Origin of the sequence: Salegentibacter salarius (genome assembly GCF_900168265.1) — a bacterium.
Classification (GTDB): domain Bacteria; phylum Bacteroidota; class Bacteroidia; order Flavobacteriales; family Flavobacteriaceae; genus Salegentibacter; species Salegentibacter salarius.
On record NZ_FVZF01000002.1, the window covers coordinates 139,107 to 161,773 of the forward strand.

Annotated in this window: 20 protein-coding genes; 12 read left to right on the forward strand and 8 right to left on the reverse strand. The window is 37.2% G+C overall.

Annotation, left to right across the window (positions count from 1 at the left end):
- Positions 1-3: 3 nt before the first annotated feature.
- The 4 genes from B5440_RS01895 to B5440_RS01910 are packed head-to-tail and all read right to left on the reverse strand — an operon-like array spanning position 4 to position 6,176.
- Entirely contained in the window at positions 4-1,065 is a 1,062-nt protein-coding gene (locus B5440_RS01895) for a carbohydrate-binding family 9-like protein (RefSeq protein ID WP_070053799.1), read from the reverse strand.
- 2 nt (positions 1,066-1,067) lie between these two features.
- Positions 1,068-2,048, reverse strand: coding sequence for a glycoside hydrolase family 130 protein (locus B5440_RS01900; protein ID WP_176728204.1), 981 nt, complete (start codon positions 2,046-2,048; stop codon positions 1,068-1,070).
- Positions 2,038-3,915, reverse strand: a complete 1,878-nt coding sequence (locus B5440_RS01905) for a sodium:solute symporter family protein (protein WP_070053800.1) — start codon at positions 3,913-3,915, stop codon at positions 2,038-2,040. The genes B5440_RS01900 and B5440_RS01905 overlap by 11 nt, the downstream gene beginning before the upstream one ends.
- Positions 3,915-6,176, reverse strand: a complete 2,262-nt coding sequence (locus B5440_RS01910; protein ID WP_070053801.1) for a GH92 family glycosyl hydrolase — start codon at positions 6,174-6,176, stop codon at positions 3,915-3,917. The genes B5440_RS01905 and B5440_RS01910 overlap by 1 nt, the downstream gene beginning before the upstream one ends.
- Positions 6,177-6,388: 212 nt before the next feature.
- Here B5440_RS01910 and B5440_RS01915 point away from each other — a divergent pair, with 212 nt between their 5' ends.
- Together B5440_RS01915 and B5440_RS01920 are read left to right on the forward strand one after the other, a co-directional pair.
- A complete protein-coding gene (locus B5440_RS01915; RefSeq protein WP_317039372.1) occupies positions 6,389-7,423 on the forward strand; it encodes a sensor histidine kinase in 1,035 nt (344 codons plus the stop codon).
- Complete coding sequence (locus B5440_RS01920; protein ID WP_070053803.1) at positions 7,420-8,121, forward strand: LytR/AlgR family response regulator transcription factor; 702 nt, start codon at positions 7,420-7,422, stop codon at positions 8,119-8,121. Before B5440_RS01915 ends, B5440_RS01920 begins: the two co-directional genes overlap by 4 nt.
- Here the strand turns inward: B5440_RS01920 and B5440_RS01925 are convergent.
- A complete protein-coding gene (locus tag B5440_RS01925) occupies positions 8,118-9,140 on the reverse strand; it encodes a helix-turn-helix domain-containing protein (RefSeq protein ID WP_070053804.1) in 1,023 nt (340 codons plus the stop codon). The genes B5440_RS01920 and B5440_RS01925 overlap by 4 nt on opposite strands.
- Positions 9,141-9,762: 622 nt before the next feature.
- Here B5440_RS01925 and B5440_RS01930 point away from each other — a divergent pair.
- The 10 genes from B5440_RS01930 to B5440_RS01975 all read left to right on the forward strand — a co-directional run bounded on the left by B5440_RS01930 (position 9,763) and on the right by B5440_RS01975 (position 20,070).
- Entirely contained in the window at positions 9,763-10,098 is a 336-nt protein-coding gene (locus B5440_RS01930; protein ID WP_070053805.1) for an arsenosugar biosynthesis-associated peroxidase-like protein, read from the forward strand.
- A 65-nt stretch (positions 10,099-10,163) separates the two neighbouring features.
- On the forward strand, positions 10,164-11,222 hold the full coding sequence (gene arsS / locus B5440_RS01935) for an arsenosugar biosynthesis radical SAM (seleno)protein ArsS (RefSeq protein ID WP_070053806.1): 1,059 nt from the start codon (positions 10,164-10,166) through the stop codon (positions 11,220-11,222).
- 24 nt (positions 11,223-11,246) lie between these two features.
- Complete coding sequence (locus B5440_RS01940) at positions 11,247-11,864, forward strand: TIGR04282 family arsenosugar biosynthesis glycosyltransferase (protein ID WP_070053807.1); 618 nt, start codon at positions 11,247-11,249, stop codon at positions 11,862-11,864.
- A gap of 3 nt (positions 11,865-11,867) precedes the next feature.
- Positions 11,868-12,680 (forward strand): purine-nucleoside phosphorylase, encoded by an 813-nt coding sequence (locus tag B5440_RS01945; protein ID WP_070053808.1) that lies wholly within the window; start codon positions 11,868-11,870, stop codon positions 12,678-12,680.
- 99 nt (positions 12,681-12,779) lie between these two features.
- On the forward strand, positions 12,780-14,066 hold the full coding sequence (locus B5440_RS01950) for an NAD(P)/FAD-dependent oxidoreductase (RefSeq protein ID WP_070053809.1): 1,287 nt from the start codon (positions 12,780-12,782) through the stop codon (positions 14,064-14,066).
- A 54-nt stretch (positions 14,067-14,120) separates the two neighbouring features.
- Positions 14,121-14,690 carry a transposase gene (locus tag B5440_RS01955; protein ID WP_070053810.1) on the forward strand — a complete coding sequence of 190 codons (570 nt, stop codon included), beginning with the start codon at positions 14,121-14,123 and terminating at the stop codon, positions 14,688-14,690.
- A gap of 49 nt (positions 14,691-14,739) precedes the next feature.
- Entirely contained in the window at positions 14,740-16,323 is a 1,584-nt protein-coding gene (locus B5440_RS01960; RefSeq protein WP_070053811.1) for a 4Fe-4S binding protein, read from the forward strand.
- Complete coding sequence (locus tag B5440_RS01965; protein ID WP_079711046.1) at positions 16,323-17,096, forward strand: glycosyltransferase family 2 protein; 774 nt, start codon at positions 16,323-16,325, stop codon at positions 17,094-17,096. Before B5440_RS01960 ends, B5440_RS01965 begins: the two co-directional genes overlap by 1 nt.
- Entirely contained in the window at positions 17,096-18,562 is a 1,467-nt protein-coding gene (locus tag B5440_RS01970) for a cellulose synthase family protein (protein WP_070053812.1), read from the forward strand. Before B5440_RS01965 ends, B5440_RS01970 begins: the two co-directional genes overlap by 1 nt.
- 122 nt (positions 18,563-18,684) lie before the next feature.
- Positions 18,685-20,070: an MptA/MptB family glycosyltransferase gene (locus B5440_RS01975; RefSeq protein ID WP_070053910.1), complete on the forward strand. Its 1,386-nt coding sequence runs from the start codon at positions 18,685-18,687 to the stop codon at positions 20,068-20,070.
- Here the strand turns inward: B5440_RS01975 and B5440_RS01980 are convergent.
- The 3 genes from B5440_RS01980 to speB form a co-directional block, all read right to left on the reverse strand.
- A complete protein-coding gene (locus B5440_RS01980; RefSeq protein WP_070053813.1) occupies positions 20,041-20,667 on the reverse strand; it encodes a lipid-A-disaccharide synthase N-terminal domain-containing protein in 627 nt (208 codons plus the stop codon). The genes B5440_RS01975 and B5440_RS01980 overlap by 30 nt on opposite strands.
- Before the next feature lie 115 nt (positions 20,668-20,782).
- On the reverse strand, positions 20,783-21,754 hold the full coding sequence (locus B5440_RS01985) for a deoxyhypusine synthase family protein (protein WP_057482932.1): 972 nt from the start codon (positions 21,752-21,754) through the stop codon (positions 20,783-20,785).
- Entirely contained in the window at positions 21,747-22,622 is an 876-nt protein-coding gene (speB, locus tag B5440_RS01990) for an agmatinase (protein ID WP_070053814.1), read from the reverse strand. The genes B5440_RS01985 and speB overlap by 8 nt, the downstream gene beginning before the upstream one ends.
- Positions 22,623-22,667 lie beyond the last annotated feature (45 nt).

Sequence of the window (22,667 nt, forward strand, 5' to 3'; positions counted from 1 at the left end):
AATTTAGATTTTGGAGGTTAAAACTTTACCATCTTCTTTAATGATATAATGATTCCCGGTAAATGGACTTTCTATAGAGATATTCCATCCGGTTAGATGATTTTCGAGTTTAGGCTGAAGTATCTTTCCGTTGAGCTTGATTGTATCTTTTTGAATTTCTTCTAAACTTGTAGCCCATTCTTCCTTTTTGCTGAAATACTCCTTCTGCTTTCGATAGATTTCATAAAGCTTCCATTTAATTTTTTCATCTTCGGGAATTTCAAATTCGTCATTTTCTCCTGTATTTTCTGCAGAAAAATATACATAGCCCCAATGTTCGGGTTCATGCATATTGATAACGCCCTGGGGAGACCACACCCAATTATATTCAGGCAAATATTCTCCTTCTTCAGTTTTCTTTCGGGAATATGTGCCTTCATTAAGATCAAAATCCCAGTTTACTCGCGAAAAATTAATTCTCCAGAATTCGTCTTCAGGAATTTCGTTATGTGAATTTGCTTCGGTTAAAACATCCCAGGGAATTGCTACCTCAACACTCCAAAATTCATCTTCATCTGAGGCATCATTTAAGGTTCCCGAAATATGAACAGCCGATTTTAAACCCTGAATATCCCAGCTATCTATTACCGGTGCAGGTTCACGATAAGGTTTTACTATAAAAAGGTCCCATACCGTGTTAAGAGCATTCATTTCAAACTCCATATAATTATGAGTATCGCCGTCTGGATCTATAAAAATCTCAAAATCATTATTATAAAAAATTACCGTGTCGCGCTGCTTAAGCGTTGCCCAAATATGAGGCTCTTCCATTTTAACATAGAAATAGAGATACTCCTCATCGTATACCATCTTCATATTTGTTTGGTATTTTGGAGTTTTTTCGCCCTCAATATCAATAAAATCTTCACTTTCCGGAGCTTCTTTCCAGGACTCTTCCTCGGCCTTCCCGTCTATTTGAATCTCACCAATAGTTTTGTAAGCTATATAGGATCTTGGCGGATTTTGAGCGTGGACGAAATTGGCAGCAAAAACACTAACAAAAAGGAGAAGCAATTTATAGTTCATAATTACAGGCTATTATTTTTTACAAAATCTACAATTTCAGTAATATGACCGAAAGCTACCGAGGTCACTGTGTCTGCAGCGCCATAATAGAGCGCTAATTTATCTTCCTTTTCTGAATGTAATGCTGCGCAGGGAAAAATTACATTTGGAACATCTCCGGCCATTTCATAAAGTTCTGCTGGGGCCAGTAAATAAGGCTGAGAACGGTATTTCACTTTGTCTGGTTCGTTTTCATCCAAAATGGCTGCGCCTATAGAATACCGGAAACCGTTGCAAGTATTAATTACACCGTGGTAAAAAAGTAACCAACCTTCATCGGTTAGGATAGGAACAGGGCCGGCTCCAATTTTAGTACACTGCCAGGCGCTTTCTTCAAAAGGAGACACTTTCATCACGCAGCGGTGTTCTCCCCAATACTTCATGTCAGGACTATAACTAATGTAAATATCGCCAAAAGGAGTGTGACCATTATCACTGGGCCGACTTAACATGGCATATTTCCCTTTAATTTTCTTCGGAAATAAAACTCCGTTTCGGTTAAAAGGAAGAAAAGCATTTTCACACTGATAAAACTCCTTAAAATCGAAGGTATACCCAATTCCTATTGTTGGCCCGTGGTATCCATTGCACCAGGTTATCCAGTAACGGTCTTCGATAAAAGTAACCCGTGGATCGTATTTATAATCTGAATCGATCATTTCAGTATTTCCCGGGCTAAAATCTATAGGATCATGTTCTATTTCCCAATCGATCCCATTTTTACTAAAACCTGCAAAAATGTTCATTTGCACCGCTTTATTATCACATCTAAACACCCCTGCATATCCATCTTTAAAAGGAACTACCGCAGAGTTAAAAATACTGTTTGAAGAGGGTATAGCGTAACGATCTATAATAGGGTTTTGATCGTATCGCCATAGCACCTCTTTTGAGTTAGCCGGCCTTTCCTGCCAGGGTATATTATTTGCCATTTCAGTTTGCATATTTTCTAATTTTGTCTAACCAGGTAAATTTCAGAATAAGAGAACTTAAAAGGAAAATCAAAAAAGTTAATCCCATTTTAGGGTAGTCCCGTACTACCAAAAATATTGGTAAAAGTATCATACTGGATTGCCATATCACTCCTATAAGGCAATTTAGCATATCTATCCCGAAATCTTTATTCCGTTCTATCCTGGTATTTTCTATTCGCAATTCCCTTAATACCGGTTTCCACCATCCCCAGGGCCTTACATTTTTGTAGAAACTCTTTAGAGTTTCCATATTAGTGGGAGCAGTAAAATAAGTCCCTAAAAAAGAACCCAACAGAGAGAAGCCAAAAATAGCCGGAAACAGGTATATCGCGGGAATATGGGCGGTTTCATATAAAAACGAATCTGGAACAAAATTTCCTTTATTTTGATCCATAAAAAATTGAAAGGTGGCGATTAACAAACCTGAGAGCATTCCCCAAAAATACCCCCAGCCATTAAAACGCCACCAAACCCATTTTAGGAAATTGGCCGCAACATATCCACCATACAAAGCGCTGGTGATCCATAAAGTTATCGAGTTAATAGAATCGGCAAAAAAGCCCATAATCACCCCTAGTAAAACCACTATAAAAGAAGTAATGTGACTCGCTTTAATATAATGACGATCAGTCGCTTTAGGCTTAAAGTATTTCTTATAAATATCGTTAACAATATAGGCCGGTCCTGCATTTACAAAGGCAGAAAAGGTTGACATAAATGCTGCTAGAAGCCCTGCCAACAATAAGCCTTTTACACCCACGGGCACGTGGTTATTAATTACTTTTGGTAGCACAACTTCTAAATCATTTCCTGTTAAACTCCCGGAAGCAGCCATCTCTGGTGCAACGAAAACCAAACCTAACAATACCACGGCGGCAATTAAAAGATATCTTGGCACAAATAGCACAAGATTGGTAAAACCACTCATATATGCGGCCTCTTTTACTGTTCTGGTAGAAAGAATCCGTTGCATGTCGTAACTGGGCGTGGGCCCGGCAATACTGGCAAAAAACCCTTTGAATAAAGTCATTCCAATAAAAGCACCAAACATTTTATAGCCCTGTGAATCTATAAGAGCATTAAAAGGTTCTTTCTTTTCATTCCAAAACCCCTGAAGTTCGCTCCCAAATGAAATACTTTTCCAGGCTTCAGGAATAAGTTTATTCACTTCTACATCAGTAAAACTCACAAAAGTATATCCTGCCACCAGGACTCCGGCTAAAACCATAATTCCATATTGTAGAACTTCAGTGGTAACCACCGAGAACATCCCTCCTTTTATAGTGTAGATTGTAGTAAAGAAAATTATAAGCAAGGCATAGGATTGTTCAGAATTCAACAGACTTATTTCTGCAATGCTGAGCGAAAGATCCCAGGGAAGGATTACCGTCATAAATTTCCCGACACCTTCAAAAAAATAAGCTATAAAACCTATAGAGGCGATTACTGCAAAAATAGCGACAATAAGGTGCGAAGCCCTGCCGGCTTTATCGTCACCAAAGCGGGTAAGGATCCACTCAGATCCTGTCATCACGCCAGATCTTCTAATCCAAACCGCCAGAAACATCATCACAAAAATTTGGTTCCAAATGGGCCACATCCACATAAACATAAAACTCTTCACCCCGTATAGAAAGAGAATCCCTACCATCCAGGCAGTACCTGAAACATCAAACATACCCGAACCGTTGCTAAGACCTAAGTAATACCATTTGATGCTTTTACCCCCCAGAAAGTAAGAATCTAAACCTTTAGAAGCCTTCTTTGAAACCCAAATTCCAATAGAAAGTGTAAGGATGAGGTATAGCGCAATAATTAGAACATCTATTAGTTCCATTAATTTTTATTTGTGGTTACACCCCAGTTTTTATTAGGCGCACTGCCCATCTCAAATACTAACTCACCCCCCGCTAAAAGTTCTTTATGGGAAATAGATGTCTTGTTGAAATTTTCACCATTTAAAGTAGCGGACTGGATATAGATATTTTCTTCGGAAACATTCTTAGCCACAATTTTAAAACTCTTCCCATTTTCTAAGTTAATAGTAGAAGTCTCGAATATAGGGCTGCCAATTTCGTATTCAGCTGAAGCTGGGTTAAAAGGATATAAACCCATAGAACTAAACACATACCAGGCAGACATTTGCCCGGCATCTTCATTACCACTTAACCCGTCTGGTTTAGTACTGTATTGAGTTTTTAGTATCTCACGTACCCAATATTGTGTTCGCCAGGGCTTCCCGGCTTTATTAAATAAATATGCGATATGGTGGCTGGGCTCGTTACCGTGAGCATATTGCCCAATTAAGCCTGAAATATCTGCTGAAGTATGATCTCCGGTAATCTCTGAACTTTCATTAAATAATTGCTCCAATTTCTTAGTAAAAGGCTCCGCTCCTCCATGAAGTTCAATTAAACCCTGCGGCTCGTGCAATACAAACCAGCTGTGTTGCCAGGCATTACCCTCGGTATAATCGGTGTTTACTCTATGCTGTGAATGTTTGGGATCAAATGGTGTATTCCATTCTCCTTCTGAGGATTTCCCCCTCATAAATCCGGTTTCGGGATCAAAAAGTTCTTTGTAGGCTTTAGCTCTTTCAGAGAAATAGTCATAATCTTTCTCTTTCCCTAAAGCTTTCGCCATCTGCGCCACACACCAGTCGTTATAAGCATATTCAAGGGTTTTAGTCACCGATTCGTTCCCCAGGTTATAAGGAATGTAGCCGTAGTCTTTTAATTCTTTTAAACTTCGCTGGTCTTGCATCATTGTAGTTTTTAAAGCTTCGTAAGCTTTTTCAACATCAAAACCTTCAATTCCTTTAAAATAGGCTTCCACAATTACAGGAACCGAATGATACCCGGTCATAGTATTGGTTTCGTTTCCGTAAAGCGTCCATACCGGTAAGCTGCCACTTTCATCGTAGTAGGCTAACATACTATTTACAATGTCTGAAGTTATTCCAGGATTCGTTATTGTTAGCAGAGGATTCTGTGCTCTAAAGGTATCCCAAAGCGATAAAGTTGAATATGCAATACCATCAGTTTTAGCAATGCTATCATTTTGTAATCGAAATTCTCCATTTTTATCACTGAATGTAACCGGCGCTAGTTTTGTATGATAAAGTGCTGAATAGAAAATGGTTTTCAAAGAATCTGTAGAAGTTTCTACAACGATATCTGACAATGCCTTTTCCCATGTTTGATTAGATTCTTTCTTAATTTCATCAAAATCGAAATTCGCATCGCCTTCCAGATTTTCTTTGGCGTTTTTCAGACTTACCGAAGAAAGTGCCACGGCCACCTGAAGCTGCTTGCTTTCCTTATCAAAATAAAGCTGCGCTGAGGTTTTCTTATTACTTACTTGAGATTTAGAAACAGCTTCTCCGTCTGAGAATAATTCTGATTTTATAATTGGTTTTGAAAATTTGGCTACAAAAAACACTTTTTGATTATTTGCCCAACCGGTACTGTGACGGTAGCCAGTAATCGTATTTTCATCTTGTATTTTAATAGAAGTTTCTGTGGGTTCATCCCAGTTTATAGCAAATCCAAGGTCTACTACAACCGATTTCTCTTCACCTTTTCCAAATGTATATTTATGATACGCTGTTCTATTGGTTGAAGTAAGCTCTACATTAATATTAAAATCTTCCAGGTAGAGTTGGTAATATCCCGGGCTGGCCGATTCATCTATATGAGAATATTTTGAGAGATATGGAATATCTTTTCTCGCTTCAACCTTTTTTTTAAGATCAATCTTTTTGTTTACCGGCATAAATAAAATATCGGCGAGGTCACCAATTCCTGTTCCCGAGAGATGCAAATGACTAAAGCCTGCCACTAAAGAATCCGAATAATGATAGCCGGAACACCAATCCCAACCGCTAGTACCGTTATCTGGGCTTACCTGTACCATTCCAAATGGTCGGCTCACCCCAGGATAGGTATGCCCGTGACCACCTGTTCCAATAAAAGGATCTACATAAGAAGTTAAACTATCAACTGATTTCTGCGAATCAATATCCTTTTCAACTTGTTCTTCACAAGCAGCTAATGTTAACAATAAAACAAGTAAGAGGACGGGGTATCTTTTAAACATTTTCTTTCTTAGGTTATGGCGCATTAAAAATAATACGGGTAGATATTTCATAAATATTTATATATTCATCAACGAAAAAAATAATATTAGACCAACAACAAGTAAGAAAAGCCGAATAGCTAAAATCCATCTTTTTCCATTCCATGTCACTACGAAAACGTTTTAAAAGAAGCTTTTTTTTAAATGAAAGATGGGGTTATCAAATCTCCACTTTGCATCATATAATTTTCTGGTCTGTCTACTTTATTTTTAATGCACTTAGATGGGGAAGTTATTATGGCGATTACCTCTATTCGCTTAAAGCAAACTTGCTGGGTTTTCCTATCCACATGGCGTTATGTTATTTCACTATTTACCTGCTTATTCCTAAGTTTATTTACACCAGAAAGTTCTTTTGGTTTATCGCTATTTTAATATTTTCAATCTTTTTGATGGTGTTTCTCAAGTTTGAACTCACCTATCTTCTTATAAGCAACAATGTTTGGCCAGAGGGCCCTGAAGAAACATCTACTTTCAGTTTTAATTATGTACTGGTTATGATGCTGGGCGAGTTGTATGTAATCTCTTTTGTTACTGCAATAAAGATTACGATAGACTGGATGAGTGAAAACAAAAGAGCGGCTAAACTTGAGAAAACTCAGCTTGAAACCGAATTAAGGTTTTTACGATCACAAATCTCACCGCATTTCTTTTTTAATACCTTAAATAATATTTATTCGCTTAGTCTTAGCAAATCGAATAAAACTCCTGAAACGATTTTAAAACTTTCAGAATTAATGCGGTATTTGCTTTATGAGACAAAACCGAATCTTCAATGTCTGAAAAAAGAGATTAACTGCATTAAAAATTACCTGGACCTGGAAAGAATCAGGTATGGCGAGAAGTTAAGTATACAGCTAAAAGTGGAAGGAAACACAGAAAATAAGAAGTTACCGCCAATGCTTCTTATTCCATTTATTGAAAATGCTTTTAAACACGGAGCGAACAGAAGTACTAAAGAAGTTGTTATCAAAATAGAATTGATCATTAAAGATGATATTTTGTACTTTAGAACCTGCAATAGCCTTCCAGACGAGGAAGAAATTAAAACTTACCATTCTCAAAATATTGAGGAACAACCGGGAGGTATAGGGATCTTAAATGTAAAAAAACGTCTCAATCTTGGGTATAACAGAGAGAATTACGACTTAAAAATCACTAAAGAAGAAACCGAGTTTTTGGTTGACCTAAAGTTAAAATTGAAATGATGCTGAAATGTGTAATTATAGATGATGAGCCTTTAGCGGTGGATGTAATTAAAAACTATATCTCCCAAATTAAAGGCCTGGAAATAATAGCAAGCTTTAATAGCGCTTTAGACAGCCTGGAATTTCTGCAGGAAAATGAGGTAGACCTTATGTTTTTAGACATAAACATGCCTGTTTTAGACGGCTACAGTTTCCTAAAAAGTTTAAGCAATAAGCCCCAGGTAATAATCACCACGGCGCACGAAGAATACGCCGTTAAAGGTTATGAACTTGAAATTCTGGATTATCTTGTAAAACCAATCCCGTTTCCCCGGTTTCTAAAAGCAGTAAATAAGGCGATAAAGAATTGCGAAGAAAATAAAGGCGAAAACGATGACTGGAAAGGCAAACATCTTTTTTTAAAAATCAACAAAAAAAAGATGAAAAAGGTTTACTTAAATGACATTCTGTTAGTGGAAAGTTTAAAAGATTATATCAAGGTAATTACGCCTAACAAGAATTATATTATTCATCAAACCTTAAGCAGTTTTACCGAAAGTTTGCCCTCCAATAGATTTATAAGGATACATAGATCGTATACTGTTTCTCTCGATAAAATTGAAGCCTTAGAAGGCAACAGCCTGGAAATTAACGGTAAAAGATATGTTATTGGCCGTAGTTATCTATCACAAGTAAAAGATATTATCCTGGAAGACTAGTCGTCTTGCATTTTTCGTGTTTTCAGGAAATACTTAGGATTTACACCATATTTCTCTTTAAAGATCTTCGAGAAATAACTACGGTTATTCAAACCGATTGAAGTAACAATTTCAGAAATATTCTTTTCGGTGGTCATTAGCATTTCTTTGGCTGCCTCCAGCTTTTTATGCTGCATATATTTATTCACGGTAAGATCATAAACATATTTAAAGCCTTCCTGGAGTTTGTTCACATTAGTCCCTGCCTCTTTAGCCAGGGCTTCTACCGTTAAATTACTTCCCAAATCGCCCTGAATGCGTTTTACTACATAATCTACTTTTTCAATATCTGACTGTCTTAAAATCTGCGGAAGTTTATCTCCAGATTCATCGTCTTCATATTGCGAAATTTGTATCACCAGCATTTGAAAAGCTTTCGCCTCCAGGTATAATGAACGTAAGAATCCCGAAAAATCCTTGGTATTAATCTCGTTCATAATATCAGCAGCTTTAATACTATAATTCCCCTGGTAGAAAAATTGTTTCTCTGATACTGCATCCTGAAACAACTCTTTTAAAGTTGGATCAAGATCTTTAAAGTCATAGTTCCTGCGATGTGCAAAAACCGATCTAATTATTTCCAAACTAGAAACGTGTGTCGCTTCATTAGCTTTAAAGTAAAGCACGTGGCCATTATAACCACTACTGGAAACAATAATGTTTTGGTAAGCTTTTATATCATTAACCTTTTCGGTATCCTGAAATGAGTGACCGGCAGTCCCGGTTGAGCAAAATATGAATTTTAGCGGATGCACCGTATTAAGTGCAAAACATATCTTTACATCTTCATAAAACTTACAGTTGTAAGTAATAAACCCCATGCCAGAATCAAAACTGATTCCTCTAATATATCCTTCCCCTATATGTTCTGGCAGCTGTATAGTATGCTCTCCACTCCCATTTTGAATTGGGGCATCCAGACTTTCAGAAATATCTTGAATGATTTCCTCTACCGGTAAAGTTTTTACATCTATCCTCATAAACCTAATTCTTAGGGAAGCCCCTGTAAATCAATTTCTTATTTCCTAAAATTACTGTTAATTCATTCATTATTAGCAGAACTAACGTTTAATAGTTCAGTGTAAAGATAAAACACTTAGCATACATACAATTAAAAGTCATTATCATTTTCATTTTAGACCGAGGCTTGATGGGGATATAGCAAATTTTTAGCAGGTAATTATTTTAGGATTAAAATACGCAATTGTAACCAAATGCAAATTATAAACATTAACTTTTATTCGAATAGCGGCAAGTAAAACAAATTAAGAATCAGACATTTACATCTTAATAACCATGCCCTCGCCTACACGGGTTAGGTCCTAAACACCAACCAACTATGGATCTTATTTATATATTTTTGGGCTTAGAAATTCTGGCTATTCTTGCAGTTTCTATATTTTTTGTAAAGAAAATTATCAAAACGCTTAGAAGAAAGTAGTTTCTATTTCCACCATTTTTACCATTCTCTCTTCAAGAAATTTTCAGCTTTTAGAATTCTCAAAGCGAAATTTAATACCTGCCATTTCCCTTAAAATTGATTGGCTGCGTAAGTATTAATAGATATTTTAGACCAAAATATCTAAAAACCTATTAACTGCTATGGCGAAGACCTATTACAATCCCGATGATCTAAGAAAATTTGGTAAAATAACCGAGTGGAGCGAAGACTTAGGAAATAAATTTTTTGATTATTACGGAAAAGTTTTTGAAGAAGGAGCACTTTCCGCCAGGGAAAAATCACTGATAGCTCTTGCCGTTTCTCACGTGATAAAATGTCCATACTGCATTGATGCCTATACTAAAGACGGCTTGCAAAGAGGAATCACCAAAGAAGAAATGATGGAAGCCGTACACGCCGGTGCCGCTATTGAAAGTGGAGCTACCCTTGTACACGGCGTACAGATGATGAATAAATATGATAAGTTAAGCATGTAAGCCCTTATCTTACCGCTTAATCTCATAAATTATTTTCTTCAAATAGCACAAAATGTAATTTTTGCATGGCTTTACTCAAATCCTTATCGGCTAGAAAAAACGATCTTTCTAAACCAGAGAACCAGCTTGCCTTTTTAAGCAACGGAATTTTTAAAGAAGGAGAACTACCCTTTTTTAAAGATAAAATTGCCAAAACCGGCAATTATCCTTTAAAACCTAGAAAACTGGAAATCCTTCAGCTTAACCTGGGTTATATGTGCAACCAGGTTTGCTCGCATTGTCACGTAGATGCAGGCCCCGATCGGAAGGAAATTATGACCAAAGAAACCATGGAGCAATGCCTGGAGGTTATTAAAACCACTAAAGCCCATACCTTAGATCTTACCGGCGGTGCTCCGGAAATGAACCCCAATTTTAGATGGTTTGTAGAAGAAGCTTCAAAAGCAGGGATCAAAGATTTTATTGTTCGGTCTAACCTTACTATAATTCTGGCGAACAAAAAATACCATGACTTACCAGAATTCTTCAAAAAATATAATGTTCACGTAGTTTCCTCACTTCCCTTTTATAAAAAGGAAAAAACAGATAAACAGCGTGGGAGCGGTGTTTTTGATAAATCTATCAAAGCCCTGCAAATGCTTAACGCTGTGGGCTACGCACAGCCAGAAACAGATTTAAAACTAGACCTGGTTTATAATCCTGCCGGCGCCTTTCTACCTACTAATCAGCAAGCATTGGAACAGGATTTTAAAACCGCACTTAAAGAAGATTTCAATATAGATTTTGATAATCTTTTTGCCATCACTAACCTTCCTATAAGCAGGTTTCTAGAATTTTTAATTGCTTCAGAGAATTATGAAGATTATATGTATGCGCTAGTAGAAGCCTACAATTCTGCCGCGGTAGAAAGTGTTATGTGCACCAATACCATTTCGGTAAGTTGGGATGGCTGGTTATACGATTGCGATTTTAATCAGATGTTAGAATTAAAAGTAGACAGCAAAGTGCAGCATATTAGCGATTACAACGAAGATTTGCTCAATAACCGGGAAATAAGAATTTCACAACATTGTTACGGCTGTACTGCAGGCGCTGGAAGTAGCTGCCAGGGAACAGTCGCATAATTTTCACTTCTTAAATTTTAAACTTTGAGCCTTAAACCTACCGAAGCTTTATTAATTATCTTTACCAGGAATCCAGAACTGGGAAAAGTAAAAACCAGGCTTGCCAAAGATGTTGGCGATATAACTGCTTTTAAAATTTATAATTTCTTACTGGAGCATACTGTTTCGGTTACTAGAAATCTTGCGGTTAGCAAAGAAGTATATTATTCTGAAACAATTCCCCAAAACGATATTTGGAAATCGAAGGCTTATGATAAAAAACTTCAGCAGGGAGAAGGTCTGGGAGAAAGAATGAAAAATGCGTTTCAAGAAGGTTTTAATAATGGTTACAAAAATATTATAATTATTGGTAGCGATCTTTACGATTTACAGCGGGAAGATCTGGAAAAAGCCTTTCAATTACTTCAGGAAAAAGATGCGGTAATTGGCCCGGCTACAGATGGCGGCTATTATTTATTGGGAATGAATCAATTGTTTCCAGAAGTATTTGAGGAAAAAAAATGGGGAACCTCATCGGTTTTGGAGGATACTTTAAAGGATTTAAAAGGAAAAAATATCGGTTTGCTTGAAGCCAGGAACGATGTAGATTATTATTCAGATATTAAAGATCATAAAGATTTTCAGCAATTTTTCAAAAATTAAAAAATGATTAAAGAAATACAGGAAACTACTAAATACCTCAAGGAAAAAGGATTTGAAAATCCTGAAATCGGGATTATTCTTGGCACCGGTTTAGGTCAGCTCTTAGACGAAATTAAGATAGAAATTGAGGTTAGTTACAATCATATTCCGCATTTCCCAACCGCAACGGTAGAATTCCATAAAGGAAAATTAATTTTTGGAGAACTGGAAGGGAAAAAAGTAATGGTCATGCAGGGGCGTTTTCATATGTATGAAGGTTACACGATGCAAGATGTCACTTTTCCCGTTCGCATAATGCATCAGCTGGGTATGAAAAAACTACTTGTTTCCAATGCTTCCGGCTCGGTAAATTTAAAGTTTAAAAAAGGTGAACTTATGCTAATTGACGATCATATTAATTTGCTGGGAGATTCTCCTTTAGCCTTTAAAGGAGTTTCACAAATGGGCGAACGTTTTGTGGATATGAGTGCGCCTTACGATGCTGAAATGAATGAAGCATTTGAAACTATCGCTAAAAAAGAAAGAATTACACTGCACAAAGGAGTCTACGCGGCACTTTTAGGTCCGCAATTAGAAACCCGTGCAGAATATAGAATGTTGCAGGTGCTGGGAGCAGATGCTGTAGGAATGAGTACCGTGCCCGAAATTATTGTGGCCAACCATTTAAAACTACCGGTTTCGGCTATTTCTGTAATTACAGATGAAGGCGATCCCGATAACCTAAAACCGGTAAATATTGACGAAATTATCGCTATGGCCGAAAAAGCAGAACCAAATATGATTAAGCTTTTTAAGGAAGTAGTAAAATCTGTTTAAGCAAACTAGCACCGAACAAATTCAAAAGGATATTTAGAAAATAAAATTTTAATTTCGAAGCAAGCCCTGGAGCTTTTAAATCTCGAGTATCGAGCACATATGGAACAAATAGTCATCATAGGAAATGGGATTGCAGGAATTACCTGTGCGCGGCATATTAGAAAGAACTCTGATGCGAAAATTACTGTGATTTCTGCGGAAAGCGATTATTTCTTTTCCCGTACCGCCTTGATGTATGTGTATATGGGCCACATGAAATGGAATCACTTGAAACCTTATGAAGACTGGTTTTGGGAGAAAAACAGGATTGGATTAAAAAAAGCCTGGGTTGAGACCATAGATTTTGAAGAAAAGACATTGCATTTTTCTACAGAAGAAACATTGAATTATGACAAGCTGGTTTTAGCAACAGGTTCGGTTTATAATAAATTCGGTTGGGAAGGTCAGGATTTAAAAGGTGTTCAGGGATTGGTTTCTAAGCAGGATTTAGAATTACTGGAAGAAAACACGCAGAACTGCAAAAAAGCAGTAATTATTGGCGGCGGACTTATAGGCGTGGAACTCGCCGAAATGCTTAAAACCCGAAATATTGAAGTCACATTCCTAATTCGAGAAGAAGCTTTTTGGCATAATGTATTGCCAATTCAGGATGCCCAAATGATCTCTAAACACATCAAATCCCACGGCGTAGATCTTAGAGAGGAAACCGAACTGGATAAGATTGTTGCAAATGAAAACGGAAGAGTTAAATCTATAATCACAAATTCCGGAGAAGAAATCGAATGCCAGTTAGTGGGCCTTTGCACCGGAGTTAGACCGAATGTAGATTTTCTTAAAAATTCATCTCTGGAAACCGATAAAGGAATTCTGGTAGATGAATTCTTACAAACTAACATAAAAGATGTTTATGCTATTGGGGATTGCGCCCAATTAAAGCAGCCTTTATCCCACCGCAAACCCATCGAAGCAGTTTGGTATGCCGGCCGTATGATGGGCGAAACCCTGGCGCAAACTTTAACCGGAAACGCTATAAAATATAAACCCGGGAACTGGTTTAATTCGGCTAAATTCTTCGATATTGAATATCAAACTTACGGCAATGTTTCAGCAAAACCGGGTGATAACGAAATGCATTTTCACTGGCAGCATAAAGAAAATACCAAAGCTATTACTATCGCCTTTGATGCGAATTCAAATAAATTCCTGGGAATAAACACCTTCGGAATTAGGATGCGCCATTCAGTTTTTGATCAATGGCTTAACGAAAACAGAAAAATAGATCATGTTTTGGCCAATCTAAAACAAGCCAATTTCGACCCCGAATTTTATACTCGTTACGAAAAAGAAATTTTTAAAAGTTTTAAAGAGAATTTACAGAAATTTTGATTGAACAGACCTCACAGGTCTTAGAGACCTGTGAGGTCTAAAACACCTTAGAAAATGAAATATGAACCAATTATAGCAGATAGGTACTACCACATTTATAATCGGGGGAATAACAAACAGTCCATATTCTTTGAAGAGAAAAATTACGATTATTTCATTAATCTTATGATAAAGTATTTGATTCCTGTAGCCGATATTTATGCGTACTGTTTGATAAAAAATCATTTTCATATTTTGGTAAAAACCAGGAATAATATTCCTGATGTAAAAATTTCAAAAGCTTTTTCAAATTTGTTTAATGCCTACGCAAAGGCTATAAATAAAGCATATAATCGCTCAGGAAGTCTTTTTCAGGATCGATTTAAACGAAAAATTATCGAAAATGAAGAATATCTTAAAACCTTAATTCTGTACATTCATCTAAATCCAAAAAATCACAAGATTATTGAAGATTTTGGTAACTATAGACATTCTTCTTATTTAACAATAATTGCGACAGAAGATTCTTTTCTAAGCACAAATGAGGTATTAAGTTTCTTTAATGATAAGTCTAACTTTTCGTCTGTTCATTACGAAAGACAAGAGGAAGTACTTGAAATAGATAAAAACATTTTCTTAGAATAAACGCAGACCTCACAGGTTTTAAAAACCTGTGAGGTCTAACACACCATATATGAGCAAACTAGAACACAATATGTCCCTCACTGCTGAGGCACCGGCAAAACTTTCTACCAAGCAAAAACTCGCCAGTGGCATCGGGTTGGTTGGGCTGTTTATTCTAGTGCTTGCGGTGGCAAACGTAAATTTCCCTAACAAAATTTTATTCTTGAGTTTGTCTCTAGGACTTATTACAATGGGAACAGTAATCTTTGCCAACGATTTATATTCAGGCAAACATGCGGGTGTAAAAAATGATGGGGTTTGGTTTAAATCGCTTACCGGCCGCGGATTTTGGGCCTGGATTCTGGGAATTACCCTAACGCTTTTTTATATAGTCTTATATTGGTATCCGCAATATTTAGGCTTGAATGCCGATGGCGCCAATACAGGAATCGTCTCTTTATTCGATCCTTTAAGCCACCTTATTAGCGGAAATCCAGCCAGCCAGTGGTTTGTTTACGGAACGCTTTACACTTTGGCCATTCTTATTTTTGGCTATAAATTTATCCTGAAATATCGGAATAATCGTTACGAGATAATTCGTACATTTTCGGTTATGTTCTTTCAATTGGGTTTCGCATTTCTAATCCCGGAAATTTTAATTCGGCTTAACCAACCTTATTACAATCCCGCTAATATCTGGCCACTTAACTACGATCTGTTTACCGATTATAAAATCAACGAATTCCTTTCGGCAGGCAATGTCGGAGTAATCATGTTGGCTTTCGGTTTGATTTCCATTTTTGTAATCACCCCCATATTAACTTATAAATACGGCAAACGTTGGTATTGCAGCTGGGTTTGTGGCTGTGGTGGGCTCGCGGAGACCGCCGGTGATCCCTACCGTCAGCTTTCGAATAAATCGCAATATGCGTGGAAAATTGAACGCTGGGTGATTCACAGTGTTCTTGTTTTTGTTACCGTAATGACTATCGCGGTTTTATATTCATTTTTAGGCGACAGTGCCAATGATTTCTGGCTTACCAAAGACGTTTTCCTTTGGAGCACTGCCGGTTTCCTTACTTTGCTTTTTGCCGTAATTATGATCTTTAAACGCAAAGAATTGGCGAAAGATGCTAAATATGGTGCTATTGGTTATTTAGTGGTGATTTTGTCAATAATAAGTCTCAATTATTTCAGCGGAAATGGGAATATCTTTTTCTTCGGCGGCTATCAACTTAGAGAATGGTATGGCTTCTTAATTGGCGCCGCATTCTCAGGTGTTATTGGTGTAGGTTTTTATCCAATTTTTGGAAGTCGCGTTTGGTGTCGGTACGGTTGCCCAATGGCAGCGATCTTAGGAATGCAACAACGTCTTTTTTCCAGGTTTAGAATTACTACCAATGGCGGCCAGTGTATTTCCTGCGGAAATTGCTCTACCTATTGCGAAATGGGAATTGATGTACGCGCTTATGCTCAAAAAGGCGAAAATATAGTGCGTTCCAGTTGCGTTGGCTGCGGAATCTGTTCTGCAGTTTGCCCACGTGGCGTTTTAAAACTTGAAAATGATGATATGGACGGACGCATAAATTCTGAAGAAGTGCTATTGGGAAATGATGTAGATCTAATGGATTTGGTAAACCAGAAATCGAAGTAATGCCGCAAAAAAATCACGAAACTCAGCGAAAAACTACGAAAGATGAGTCAGAAATTTACTCCCTAAATGATTCTAAGCTTGACGGAATTAAGGTAAAAGTTATTATTCCGGCTTATAACGAAGAAGAATCCATTGCCAAAGTGATTGCTGAAATTCCTAAGGTTGTTCAGGAAATAATAGTGGTAAGCAACAATTCTACCGATGATACTGAAGAAAACGCTCTAAATGCCGGTGCAACCGTGCTTCAGGAAAATCAAAAAGGTTATGGTTATGCCTGTTTAAAGGGTATAGACTATATCTCAAAACAATCAACAACACCCGACATTATTGTCTTTCTCGATGGCGATTACAGCGATTTTCCTTCTGAATTACCCAAAATTATTGCGCCAATTATTGAAGAAAACAAAGACCTGGTGATTGGTACCCGGGTAAAAAAATGGCGTAAAAAAGGCTCAATGACTTTTCCGCAGATATTTGGGAATTGGCTGGCAACTTCTCTTATGAAATTATTCTTTAACGCCCGCTTTACCGATCTCGGTCCGTTTAGGGCTATTAAATACAATAAGTTGCTGGAACTTGAAATGCAGGACAAAACCTACGGCTGGACGGTAGAAATGCAATTAAAAGCCCTAAAAAAAGATTTTTCCTACACCGAAGTTCCCGTACATTACAAAAACAGGATTGGCACTTCAAAAGTTTCAGGCACCGTTAAAGGTGCTATCTTTGCAGGAGTAAAAATCCTGGGTTGGATCTTTAAATACAGTTTTAAGTAATGGATTTAGCCATTATCCTTATATACACGTTTGCCCTGCTGCTTATCTTCTTTTACAGTATTTCGCAGCTGCAATTATTGTTGAATTACCTAAAAGCCAAAAAACAGGTAGATGCTTCGGAAAAATTCAACCTGCAAGATCCTGCAGAAATTCCTTTCGTCACCATTCAGCTCCCGCTCTACAACGAGCTTTATGTAGTAGAACGCCTGCTGAAAAATATTGCGAAAATTGATTATCCTCCTGAAAAATTAGAAATCCAGGTTTTAGATGATTCTACCGATGAATCGGTTAAAAAAATTGAAATGTTGGTAAAACAACTCAAGCAAACCGGTCTAGACATTAAACATATTACGAGAAAGGATAGGAGCGGTTTTAAAGCAGGTGCTTTAAAAGAAGGTTTAAAAATCGCCAAAGGGGAGTTTATCGCCATTTTCGATTCCGATTTTCTACCTAAAAAAGACTGGTTGTTACAAACGGTGCCTTATTTCAAAGATCCTGAAATTGGTGTGGTGCAAACTCGATGGGGCCATATTAATCGGGACTATTCCTTGCTTACTAAAATCCAGGCTTTCGCTTTAGATTTTCATTTTATCCTGGAACAAACCGGCCGTAATTTTGGCAGGCATTTTATCAACTTTAACGGAACGGCAGGAATATGGAGGAAAGAATGTATTTTGGACGCAGGAAATTGGAGCGGAGACACTTTAACCGAAGACCTTGACCTAAGCTACCGTGCACAACTAAAGAACTGGAAATTTAAATACCTGGAAGATGTAGAAACTCCCGCCGAATTACCGGTAGCAATAAGCGCGGCGCGTTCGCAACAATTTCGGTGGAATAAAGGCGCTGCAGAGAATTTTAAAAAGAATTTCAAGAACTTACTAAAAGACAAATCGGTTCCTTTTGGCACTAAGTTTCATGCATTTTTTCATCTTCTAAATTCCAGTATGTTTTTAATCATTCTGGTGTTGGCGGTTCTAAGCATTCCGGTATTATTTATTAAAAACAATAATCCGCAGTTTGGCTGGTATTTTAATTTGGTGGCTTTCTTTTTAGTAAGTACGCTTATTTTCTTTCTATGTTATTATGCGGCTTATACGAAGATTCACGGGAAGAGTTTTAAAAGCTTTTTAAAGTTTATAGCAATGTTTTTCACTTTCTTTTCGGTAGCGATGGGATTTTCGGTCCACAATTCCCTGGCAGTTTTGGAAGGACATTTGGGGAAAAAATCGGCTTTTATTAGAACTCCAAAATTCAATGTAAGTTCCCTCAACGATTCCTGGAAAAAGAATATTTATATTCAGCAGAAATTTTCATTAAGCATTGGGGTTGAATTTGCCTTATGGCTGTATTTTGGTTTCGGACTCTATAGCGCTTTTATGCTGAACGACTTTAGCCTGGCCATTTTCCACCTGATGCTGTTTATAGGTTTTGGTTTTGTGGTTTTTAGATCGGTGAGGATTTGAAAGGCTAAATAGATTAGATTCAAAATTGTTGTCACTGTCATCCTGAACTCGTTTCAGGATCTAACTCGAAAAGAATATTAGAAGCTGAAACAAGTTCAGCTTGACGTATTATGAAAATAAAAATGCAAGATTTCCTTAAAAATCATAAGTTTTCCATTCTCCTAGTCTTAACCGGAATTGCTTTTTATTGGTCTTTCGCTTACGATCTAACCCGCGCTGATTTTATAAGATTAATCAGTCTTTATACCGGCTTGTTTTTTATCAGTTTTAAACTTATTCAGTTAGAAAAGAATAATTTCTGGTTGTTAGCCGGAACCGCAGTTTTATTCCGACTCGTTTTTATTGCAGCCACCCCAAATCTTTCGCAAGATTTTTATCGTTTTATATGGGATGGAATATTGATTCTGGAAGGAATAAATCCTTATTTATCGGTGCCTAATGATTTAAAAGAGATCTCAACTTCTCTCGAATTCACACAGCAAAAACTAATACAGGGAATGGGCAGTTTGAGTGCCGGCAACTTCACCAGCTACCCACCGATAAATCAACTGCTATTTGCAATTTCAGCATTTTTAGGAGGAAAGAGTATTGTGGGTTCTGTGATTGTAATGAGATGTTTTCTCATTTTAGCCGACCTGGGGACGCTATATTTCGGCAGAAAATTATTGCTAAAATTAAAGCTGCCTACTCACCAGATCTTCTGGTTTATTTTAAATCCGTTTATCATCATAGAGCTCACCGGAAATCTTCATTTTGAAGGTGTAATGCTGTTTTTCTTACTCTGGTCAATTTATTTATTACATCAGAAAAAATGGGTCTGGAGCGCAATTTTAATTGGAATTTCAGTTTCGATTAAATTGCTTCCTCTACTGGTTTTGCCGCTTCTATGGAATTATTTTGTAAAAAACAGAAAGACCGAAAATTCAGATATTCCGGGTCTAAATTTCAAAAAACTGCTGGGCTATTATTTCATCGTTGGAGTAACAGTATTAGCTAGTTTTCTACCTTTTCTTTCTTCGGAATTTATCTCCAATTTTTCAGCAAGTATCGCGCTATGGTTTCAGAAATTCGAGTTTAACGCGAGTATTTATTATACAATTAGATGGATTGGATTTCAACTGAAAGGCTACAATATTATTGCCACCGCCGGGAAGATCTTACCCTTAGTTGTAATTTTAATTCTTACCGGACTGGCCTTTTTCAGAAAAAATAATTCTACCCAAAAGCTAATTGGCATTATGCTTCTGGGAGTTTCAGCCTATTTTTTTCTAGCTACCACGGTGCATCCCTGGTATATTTCCACGCCACTTTTACTTTCGATTTTTACTAGATTTAGGTTTGCGTTGGTATGGTCTTTTTTGGTAATGCTAAGTTATTCGGCTTATACAAAGAATGGATTTCAGGAAAATTACTGGTTAATTGCAGTTGAATATATTCTTGTAATTGGAATCTTTCTATTAGAAATTTTTAAATCGAAATTACTCCTTAGACTTCCGTATTATAAATAAATTCCTGATATAAACAATTCCTCCAAAGAAATGCGCCGCAATTAAAACAGGATCATCTCTAAAGATTCCATAAGTAAAAATAATACTCGATCCCACCAGGCTAATTACCCAGAATTTCCACGGCAAATCTGATTCCCCATTTCTTTCGGCATAAATCCATTGATAGATAAATCGCGAGGTATAAATAAGCTGCCCACCGACACCGAGAATAATAAGCCAGACAGAAATATTTTCTCCTTTAAAAAGATCGGCCCAATCTAATTGACCTAAAAAAATGAGATATAAAGCGATAAGGATTGGTAAAGCAATTACATAGATCTTAAATATTATTCCAGATTCACCCCATTTCCCTTGTAGTTGCAGATTTCTAAAATAGGCGCCGTAGACCAAAAATTGCCCCAGCATAATTGCCATGTCGTCACGTAAATAACCATACACAAACAACAAAACGGCTCCCTGAAGACTGAGTTTCCAGAAAAGTGTTGGTGTTGCTACCTTTTCAGCCTTTTCAGATTTTATCCACTGCATAATTAATCTTCCAGCAAATAAAAGTTGACCCAAAAAGCCTATCGCGTAAACAAACCAACTACTACTCATACTTCAATTAGATTATAGCCTTGAGATAAGTAGATCTTATCCATAAAAAAAGCTGTTCAATACTACATAAAATAATGTAGGCGAACAGCTTAAAACACTTATAATTCTATGTTAATTACATATCCAACAAATAAGCAAAAACGAGAGGTGCCACAATGGTAGCATCACTCTCTATAATATGCTTGGGAGTATCTATATCTAATTTTCCCCAGGTAATTTTCTCATTAGGAACCGCTCCCGAATAAGATCCATAACTGGTTGTTGAATCTGATATTTGACAGAAATAACTCCAGAAAGGAGTATCAGTTCGCTCCATATCCTGATACAGCATAGGCACTACACAAATTGGGAAATCGCCGGCAATTCCGCCACCAATCTGGAAGAATCCAATTCCGTCTTTAGAATTATCGGTGTACCAGTCGGCAAGGAATGTCATATATTCAATTCCAGACTTCATGGTGCTAGCCTTAAGCTCCCCTTTAAGCACGTAGGAAGCAAAAATATTCCCTAGGGTACTATCTTCCCAACCGGGAACTACAATTGGTAAATTCTTTTCGGCTGCGGCATACATCCAGGAATCTTTTAAATCAATTTCGTAGTGCTCTTCCAATACCCCGGAAAGCAACAATTTATAAAGAAATTCGTGCGGAAAATAACGCTCACCATTGGCTTCGGCATCTTTCCAAATCTTTACAATATGCTTCTGAATTCTTCTAAAAGCTTCTTCTTCCGGAATACAGGTATCGGTAACCCTATTCAGGCCTTTTTCCAATAGATCCCATTCTTCCTGTGGGGTTAGATCGCGATAATTCGGCACACGCTTATAATGTGAATGCGCCACAAGGTTCATCACATCTTCCTCTAAATTGGCACCGGTACAGGAAATGATTTGCACTTTATCTTTGCGTATCATTTCGGCAAAAATTTTACCGAGTTCTGCTGTACTCATAGCTCCTGCTAGCGAAACTAACATCTTAGAACCGCCCTGAAGTTGCTTTTCGTAATCTTTGGCCGCATCTACAAGTGCTGCCGAGTTAAAATGTAAATAATATTTTTCTATAAATTGGGAAATAGCTCCTTTACTCATCTTCGTCTTCTTCGTTATAATTTTGATATTTGAATTTGTAGCTCAACATTTTATAATACAACTTGGCCGCAAGAAAATCTGATGATCTTTCATTTTTATTTGGGCAAAGTTCTACAATGTCAAAACCTACTACGTTTTTCTTTTTGAACATCATTTTAAGAAATTCCAGGGTCTCATACCAGAAAAGTCCGCCTGGCTCCGGGGTACCTGTAGATGGCAAGATAGAAGGATCAAAAGCATCTAAATCTATAGTGATAAATACATTTGGCGTCATTTGTCCAATAGCATCATCCTGCCAGTCTTCGTAAAGATCGTGAGCAAAATAAACCTGGTTTTCATCCATATGCTCTACTTCAGAAACATCCATAGACCGAATTCCTACCTGGACCAGATTTGTCATCTTACTGGCTTCATGAACCGCACAGGCGTGGTTGCAGGAAGATCCTTCATACTCTGGTCTAAGATCGGCGTGCGCATCAAGTTGTACTACGGTAAGATCTGGAAAACTTTCACTAAAGGCCTTTATAGAACCAATAGATATTGAATGTTCCCCACCAAAAAGCGTCACAAATTTTTCCTGAGTTATATAGTTTTTAGTGGTTTTATAAACCGCTTCTACCATTTTCTCAGGAGAAGAATTTTCACTAACCGGTGGCGCGAGATAAATTCCCTTTTTATAGACTTCGCTACGGGTTTCTATATCGTAGAGTTCCATGTTTTCTGAAGCTTCTAAAAAAGCTTCAGGTCCCTTATCAGATCCTTTTTGCCAGGTGCTGGTACCATCGTAAGGAACCGGGATCAATACCACTTTCGCATCATCTATGCGCGAATATTTATCTGGTATTCCGGCGTAATTCTTTTTGTTCATTGTAAATGCTTAATTGGTTGTTGGTTATATAAAGTTATTAATTTT